Below are 5,837 nucleotides of genomic sequence, written 5' to 3' on the forward strand. Positions count from 1 at the left end.
CCGGTGCGGGGGCCGAGGCGGGTGCGGGGGCCGAGGCGGGTGCGGGCGCAGGCGCGGCAGAGGCGGCGGGCGTGGCGGGCGTGGCGGGCGCGGGGGCCACCACCGCAACCGGGGCCCAGCCCGGCCCCTCGTCGGATGCAGTCGCCGCGGGCGACGGGACGACCACCACCGGCGCCGGCGCCGCTCCCACGGCAACGTCCACGACCGGCACCCCGGCCGCCCGACCCGCCACCCCGGCGCCCCGGGCGGCCGAGGCCCTCGACGCCGGCAGCCTGGTCGGCACCATGATCAAGGGCCGCCTGCAGGCCCTGTTCCAGGCCATCGGCCGCTTCTTCCGCCGCCTGTTCGGCCGCGGCCGGTCCCAGGCCTAGCTGTAGCGGGTCACGTACCCGCGGCGGCGGAACAGGCGCAGCATCCAGGCGACGAAGGCGAGGGCGGCGGCGGTGGCGGCCAGGGTGCCGACGGCGGCCAGGGAGAGCTCGCCCCACGGGACCGGGCCGCCGTCGATCAGCTCGCGGCCGGCGGCGAAGGCATGGGTGGTCGGCAGCAGCTCCGAGATCGGCTGCACGAACGCCGGGAGGGCCTCGACCGGGTAGAAGACGCCGCCCAGCGGCATCACCACGAACATGATGCCCCAGGCCAGCGCCTCCGCCCCGTTGCCGAAGCGCAGGATGAGGCCGACCACGAACAGGGCGATCGCCCACCCGCCCACCATCAGGATGGCGACCACCGGCAGCACGGCGAGCCCGAGGGCGGTGACGTCGAAGGCGTAGAGGGCCCACGCCCCCATGGCCACCACGCCGACGCCCATCACCAGCTTGGCCAGCCCGAACAGGGCGATCCCGGCGACCAGCTCCAGCTCCCGGAGCGGCGTCACCATCAGGCTGAGCAGGTTGCGCGACCAGGTCTCCTCCATGAAGCCGGTCGAGACGGCGATCTGAGCCTGGTAGACGACGTGCCAGAGGACGATCCCGGACAGCAGGTAGGCCACCCCGGCCTGGGCGGCCGAGTCCGGCCCACCCTGGCGGACGAAGAACACCCCGAGGGACCCGAACAGCACCGTGTCCACGATCGGCCAGACGGTCACGTCGAACAGCCGGTGCGGGCTGCGGAGCAGCACGTAGGCGTGCCGGCGGGCCACCGCCCACATGCGCAGCCACGGCGCCAGCTCCCTGGACACCCTCATGACGGTCATGGCCGCAGCCCCCCGGTGTGCTCGCTGGCCTGGCGCTGGGAGGCCAGGTGGAGGAAGACCTCCTCGAGGTCGTCGCGGCCGAAGCGGGCGGCGACCTCGAACGGCGGGCCGTCGGCGACCACCCGGCCGGCGGACAGGAACACGACCCGCTCGGCGATCCGCTCCACCTCGACCATGTTGTGGCTGGTGACCAGCAGGGACGTGCCCCGCTCCTCGCACAGGGTGGCCAGGCCGGTGCGGACCCGCAGGGCCACGTCGGGGTCGAGGCTGGCCGTCGGCTCGTCCAGGACCAGCAGCTCGGGGTCGTGCATGGTGGACTTGACGATGCCGATCAGGGTCTTCTGGCCGGACGACAGCTCGGTGCCCATGGCCCTGGCCAGCTGCGGGATGCCGAAGCGCTCAAGGCCCCGGGCGGCCTGCTCGTCGGGGTCGGCCAGGCCGTAGAGCTGGCCGTACATGCGCAGGTACTCCCCGACCCGCAGGCGCTCGGGCAGGGGCAGGTAGCCGGCCGCGAAGCCGACGTGGGCCATGGCCGCGCTGCGGCCCTTGGGCAGGCGGTGGCCGACGATCTCGACGGTGCCGCCGTCGGGCTCGACCACGCCGAGGCACATCAGCAGGGTGGTGGTCTTGCCGGCCCCGTTGGGTCCCAGCAGGGCGACCCGTTCGCCTCGGCGCACGGTCAGGTCGACGCCGTCCACGGCCCGGCCGCGGCGGTACGTCTTGACAAGTCCGCGGGCGCGGAGGACGTCGCTCATGCCAGCCAGTGTCCCAGCCGCCCCCAACATCTCGCCACGGGATATCCCCAGCTTGTGCGGCGCCCTTGGCCGGAGGAGGATGCCGCCGTGAGCGAAGAGCTGGCCAGCCGGCACTGCGTGGCCTGCAAGCCGGGCACACCCCCGATCGACGAGGACCGGGCGGTCGAGCACGAGGCCCAGCTCGACCCCTCGTGGGCCCGGGAGGGCACGCTCCGCCTCCGGCGCGAGCTGGAGTTCCCCAACTTCCGGGACGCCTTCGGCTTCGTCGCCCGCCTGGCCCTGCTGGCCGAGGCCGAGGGGCATCACCCCGACATCGAGCTCGGCTGGGGCCGGGTCGCGGTCAGCCTCACCACCCACGCCGCCGGCGGCCTCACCGACAACGACTTCATCCTGGCCGCCAAGCTCGACCGGCTCTGATCGGCGGTCAGGCGTAGGTGCCGCGCAGGACCGACTCGGCGGAGCGGGACGGGTCGCCGTCGGCCGGCTCCAGAGTGACGTCGATCACCCGGTAGCGGGCGGTGACCTCCGCGGGCAGGCTCCAGATGCCTTCGCCGTTGGCGGCGAGCACCCCGACCGGGAACTCCTTGCCGGCGTCGTCCACCAGCCAGACCTCGTAGTAGGCGCCGGCCGGGGGCCGCGGCAGGCCGCGGGCGGTCATGGTCATGATCTGGTCGTCGCCGGCGCCCCGCATGCGGGCCTCGGCGGTGGCGTCCCCGGTGGTGGCGGCCAGGGCGACCGTCTGGCCGCGGCCGGCGTCGCGGTCGCGGCCGACGGTGTAGCCGCCGACGCCGAGCAGGAGGGCGAGCAGGACGGCGGCCGCCCCCAGCAGCCAGCGTCCCCGGCGCCGGCCCAGGGTCGGGTCCGGGCTGGCGGAGGGCAGCCGCATGGAGGGCAGGTCGGGCGCCGGCATGACGGACAGGCGGGAGGCGTCGCGCAGGGCCGAGGAGGCGACGGCCACCGCGGCCAGGTCGCGGCGGCACGGGTCGCAGCCGGCCAGGTGCCGGTCGACGTCGATCGCCGTACCCGGCGGCAGCTCGCCGAGGAGCAGGCCGGGAAGCTCGTCCCGGGGGTGGCGCACGGTCACCGCTCAGCCCACCGTGCCGAGAATGTCGGCCAGGCGGCGCAGGCCCCGGAAGGTCCGCGCCTTGACCGTCCCCAGCGGCACCCCGAGCCGCTCGGCGATCTCGGTCTGGGTGAGGTCGCCGAAGTAGGCGAGGGTGAGGGCCTCGCGCTGCTCCCGCGGCAGGTGCTCCAGCGCGCCCCGCACCTGGTTGGCGCGGGCGTAGCGTTCGGCCAGCTCCCGCCCGTCGTCCCCGGCGATGTCGCGCAGCTCCTCGATCGGCACCACGTTGGCATGCCTGCGGCGGAGCTGGTCGATGGCCCGCTTGCGGGCGATGCCGAGGACCCACGCCTCGAGGCTGCGGGTTGGATCGTAGCGATCCCGGTTCCGCCAGACCTCGTAGAACACACGTTGCAGCACATCCTCGGCCTCGTCGCGGTGCACGAAGCGGCGCAGGTAGCCGAGCACCATGGGGCCGAGGGCGGAGTAGACATCGTTGATCGCCCCCTCCTCGCCGGCGGCGAGACGAGCCCCCAGGTTGGAGCTGGCGCCCTGCTCCACTCGTCTCCTTCCTTCGCTCGAACCGGCCGGATGGTTTCCTCAGGGCCGGCTGATCCCTTCCAGGTACTCCGCGATGGCCCGGACCAATCGACGATCCCCGCTCACGAACCCGGTGAAGCTGCGCGCGGGGTCGGTGACCTCGAGCAGGCCGAAGCGGTCGGGCTCGGACGTCTCGAAGCCGACGAACACGATCGGCTCCGGCCGCTCCGTGACCAGCAGCCACTGGTTCTGGAGGGCCGCCTGGTCCTCGGGCAGGCGGACCCACTCCACCCCGGGCAGGCGCTCCGGCTCGCCGGTGCCGAAGGCGACCACCCGGACCCCCGCCGCCGTCAGGTCCTGGTAGGTGCGGGCCTCGCCGTCGAGCTTCCCGGCCCGCTGGAACCCCACGAACAGGGTGGTGTCGGCGCCGCGGACGGCGGCCTCGATCTCGCGGGTCGCGGCCAGCATGTCGCGGGCCCGGTACAGGAACCGGGTGCCGGTGAGCGGCTCCCCGCCCAGCTCGCGCTGGGCCCGGCGGAGCAGGTCGAGTACGCCCGCCCGCCTGCCCGCCTCGCTGTCGCCGTCCCCCAGACGGTGCCAGTCCACGCCACCCACCTCGATCACCCTGCCGGACGGCGCCATGATGGCCGCAACCACCGGTGGCGCGCGAACCGGGTCGCGGCCACGCACCCTCGACGGAAGCGGGACAATGGTCGGAGATCGCCCACGCAAGCGAGGTGAGATGTCCCGCACCCTGCCGGCCCGGCCGGCCGTGGCCCTGGCGGCCCTGGCCGGGATGGTGCTGTGCCTGCTGGTCGGCCTGGCCGGTCCGGCCGCGGCCGGACCCTGGGTCGACCGCACGGCCGGGCAGCTGCGCGACGCCCCGCTGTACGTGAACCCGTCGGCCAGGCCGACCCTGTCGCTGGTGGACCGGGAGCGGATCTCGGCCCGGCTCGCCCTCGCCGGCACGCCCATCTTCGTGGCCGTCCTGCCGGCCCAGGCGCTGGCCGAGGCCGGCGGCAGCGCCAACGACCTGGCCTCCCAGGTCGCGACCTCGGTCGGCAAGCCGGGGACGTACCTGGTGGTCGCCGGGGCCGAGGAGGGAGCGGGCAGCAACACCCTCGACCCGGGCGCGGCCGCCAATCGGGCCAGGGTCGCGTTCCGGGAGCACCCGGAGCTGGCCGCGGCCATCTTCGACTTCATCGAGCGGGTCGAGGACGCGGCCGGGACCACCCCGGCCACGGCGCCGCCCCCCCAGCCCCCGCCGGGCCAGGAGGACTCGGGCGACAACACCGTGCTGCTGGTCCTGCTGGCCGTCGCCGGGGTGGTGGCGCTGGCCGTCGGGCTCGCCCTGACGCTGGAGAACCGGTCCGAGCAGCGGACGCTGCGCAGCGGGGTCCAGCTCTCCGAGGCCAAGGCGGCCTCCCGGGAGGACCTCGACGCGCTCGCCAGCGACCTGCGCAACCTCAACGTCGACCTCGAGGCCGAGGAGGCCGGCAACTCGGAGGCGGTCAACCAGTACACCAGGGCGTACGAGTTGCTGGAGCGGGCCGAGGAGGCGTTCGACCGGGCCAAGGCGCCGGCCGACCTGGCCCAGGTGAGCAGCGCGCTCGAGTCGGGGCAGTACGCCATGGCGGCGGCCAGGGCGCTGTTCGAGCGCCGCGACCCGCCGCGCCGGCGGCCGCCCTGCTTCTTCGACACCCGCCACGGGCCGTCGGTCCACGACGTCGGCTGGGAGCCGCCGGGGGGGCCGCCCCGGCCGGTGCCCGCCTGCCGGGCCTGCATGCAGCAGGTCGCCAACGGCGTCCAGCCGCAGCCACGGCGGATCCGCACCGCCCTGCGCCGCGTGCCCTTCTACGACGCGCCTTCGCATTTCGAGTCGTGGTTCGGGGGGTACTTCGGAGGGGCCGCCGCCGACCTGGTCGCCGGGTTCCCGCTGGGCAAGGCGCTGGACGACGGCTTCGCCGGGGGCCACAACACCTCCGGCGGCGGCTACGGCTACCTGCCCGTCTCGTTCGCCGACACGGGCGTACTCGACAGCGGTGGTGCTATCACGGGAGAGCAGCCGTCCGACAGCGGCACGATCACCATCCAGGAGGACCCCGATGAGGACCAGACGGCCGGCGCACGGTAGCCGGCCCCACGTCCGGCGTTGGCTCGGCTCGATCATGCTCGCTCTGGTGGTGACGGCGCTGGCCGCCGCACCGGCGGCGGCGTCGGTCCGGTCGGTCGCGGACTCCCTCGCCAGGAGGCCGGTGTACGTGGCCCCCGACGCCCCGCAGCAGGT

Annotated in this window: 8 protein-coding genes; 3 read left to right on the forward strand and 5 right to left on the reverse strand. The window is 74.9% G+C overall.

Going from position 1 to position 5,837, the window contains the following annotated elements; translation table 11 throughout:
• Window positions 1-371: hypothetical protein (locus VF468_00935; protein HEX5876889.1), on the forward strand; the 371-nt coding region annotated here is incomplete at its 5' end.
• Here VF468_00935 and VF468_00940 read toward each other — a convergent pair.
• Together VF468_00940 and VF468_00945 are read right to left on the reverse strand one after the other, a co-directional pair.
• Entirely contained in the window at window positions 368-1,186 is an 819-nt protein-coding gene (locus VF468_00940) for an ABC transporter permease (protein HEX5876890.1), read from the reverse strand. The genes VF468_00935 and VF468_00940 overlap by 4 nt on opposite strands.
• Before the next feature lie 5 nt (window positions 1,187-1,191).
• The gene (locus VF468_00945) at window positions 1,192-1,950 is read right to left on the reverse strand and encodes an ABC transporter ATP-binding protein (protein HEX5876891.1); all 759 of its coding nucleotides are present in this window, start codon (window positions 1,948-1,950) and stop codon (window positions 1,192-1,194) included.
• 87 nt (window positions 1,951-2,037) lie between these two features.
• On the opposite strand from VF468_00945, the gene VF468_00950 reads away from it, so the two are divergent.
• Window positions 2,038-2,367, forward strand: a complete 330-nt coding sequence (locus tag VF468_00950) for a 4a-hydroxytetrahydrobiopterin dehydratase (protein ID HEX5876892.1) — start codon at window positions 2,038-2,040, stop codon at window positions 2,365-2,367.
• A 7-nt stretch (window positions 2,368-2,374) separates the two neighbouring features.
• Here VF468_00950 and VF468_00955 read toward each other — a convergent pair whose 3' ends face one another.
• Genes VF468_00955 through VF468_00965 form a run of 3 tightly spaced genes read right to left on the reverse strand, consistent with a single transcriptional unit; the run spans window position 2,375 to window position 4,156 of the window.
• Window positions 2,375-3,034, reverse strand: a complete 660-nt coding sequence (locus VF468_00955) for an anti-sigma factor (GenBank protein ID HEX5876893.1) — start codon at window positions 3,032-3,034, stop codon at window positions 2,375-2,377.
• A gap of 3 nt (window positions 3,035-3,037) precedes the next feature.
• Entirely contained in the window at window positions 3,038-3,571 is a 534-nt protein-coding gene (locus VF468_00960; protein HEX5876894.1) for a sigma-70 family RNA polymerase sigma factor, read from the reverse strand.
• A 39-nt stretch (window positions 3,572-3,610) separates the two neighbouring features.
• Window positions 3,611-4,156: a DICT sensory domain-containing protein gene (locus VF468_00965; protein ID HEX5876895.1), complete on the reverse strand. Its 546-nt coding sequence runs from the start codon at window positions 4,154-4,156 to the stop codon at window positions 3,611-3,613.
• Between the two features lie 136 nt (window positions 4,157-4,292).
• On the opposite strand from VF468_00965, the gene VF468_00970 reads away from it, so the two are divergent.
• A complete protein-coding gene (locus VF468_00970) occupies window positions 4,293-5,684 on the forward strand; it encodes a hypothetical protein (GenBank protein HEX5876896.1) in 1,392 nt (463 codons plus the stop codon).
• The last annotated feature ends 153 nt before the right edge of the window (window positions 5,685-5,837 follow it).

This window comes from Actinomycetota bacterium (genome assembly GCA_036280995.1).
Classification (GTDB): Bacteria; Actinomycetota; CALGFH01; order CALGFH01; family CALGFH01; genus CALGFH01.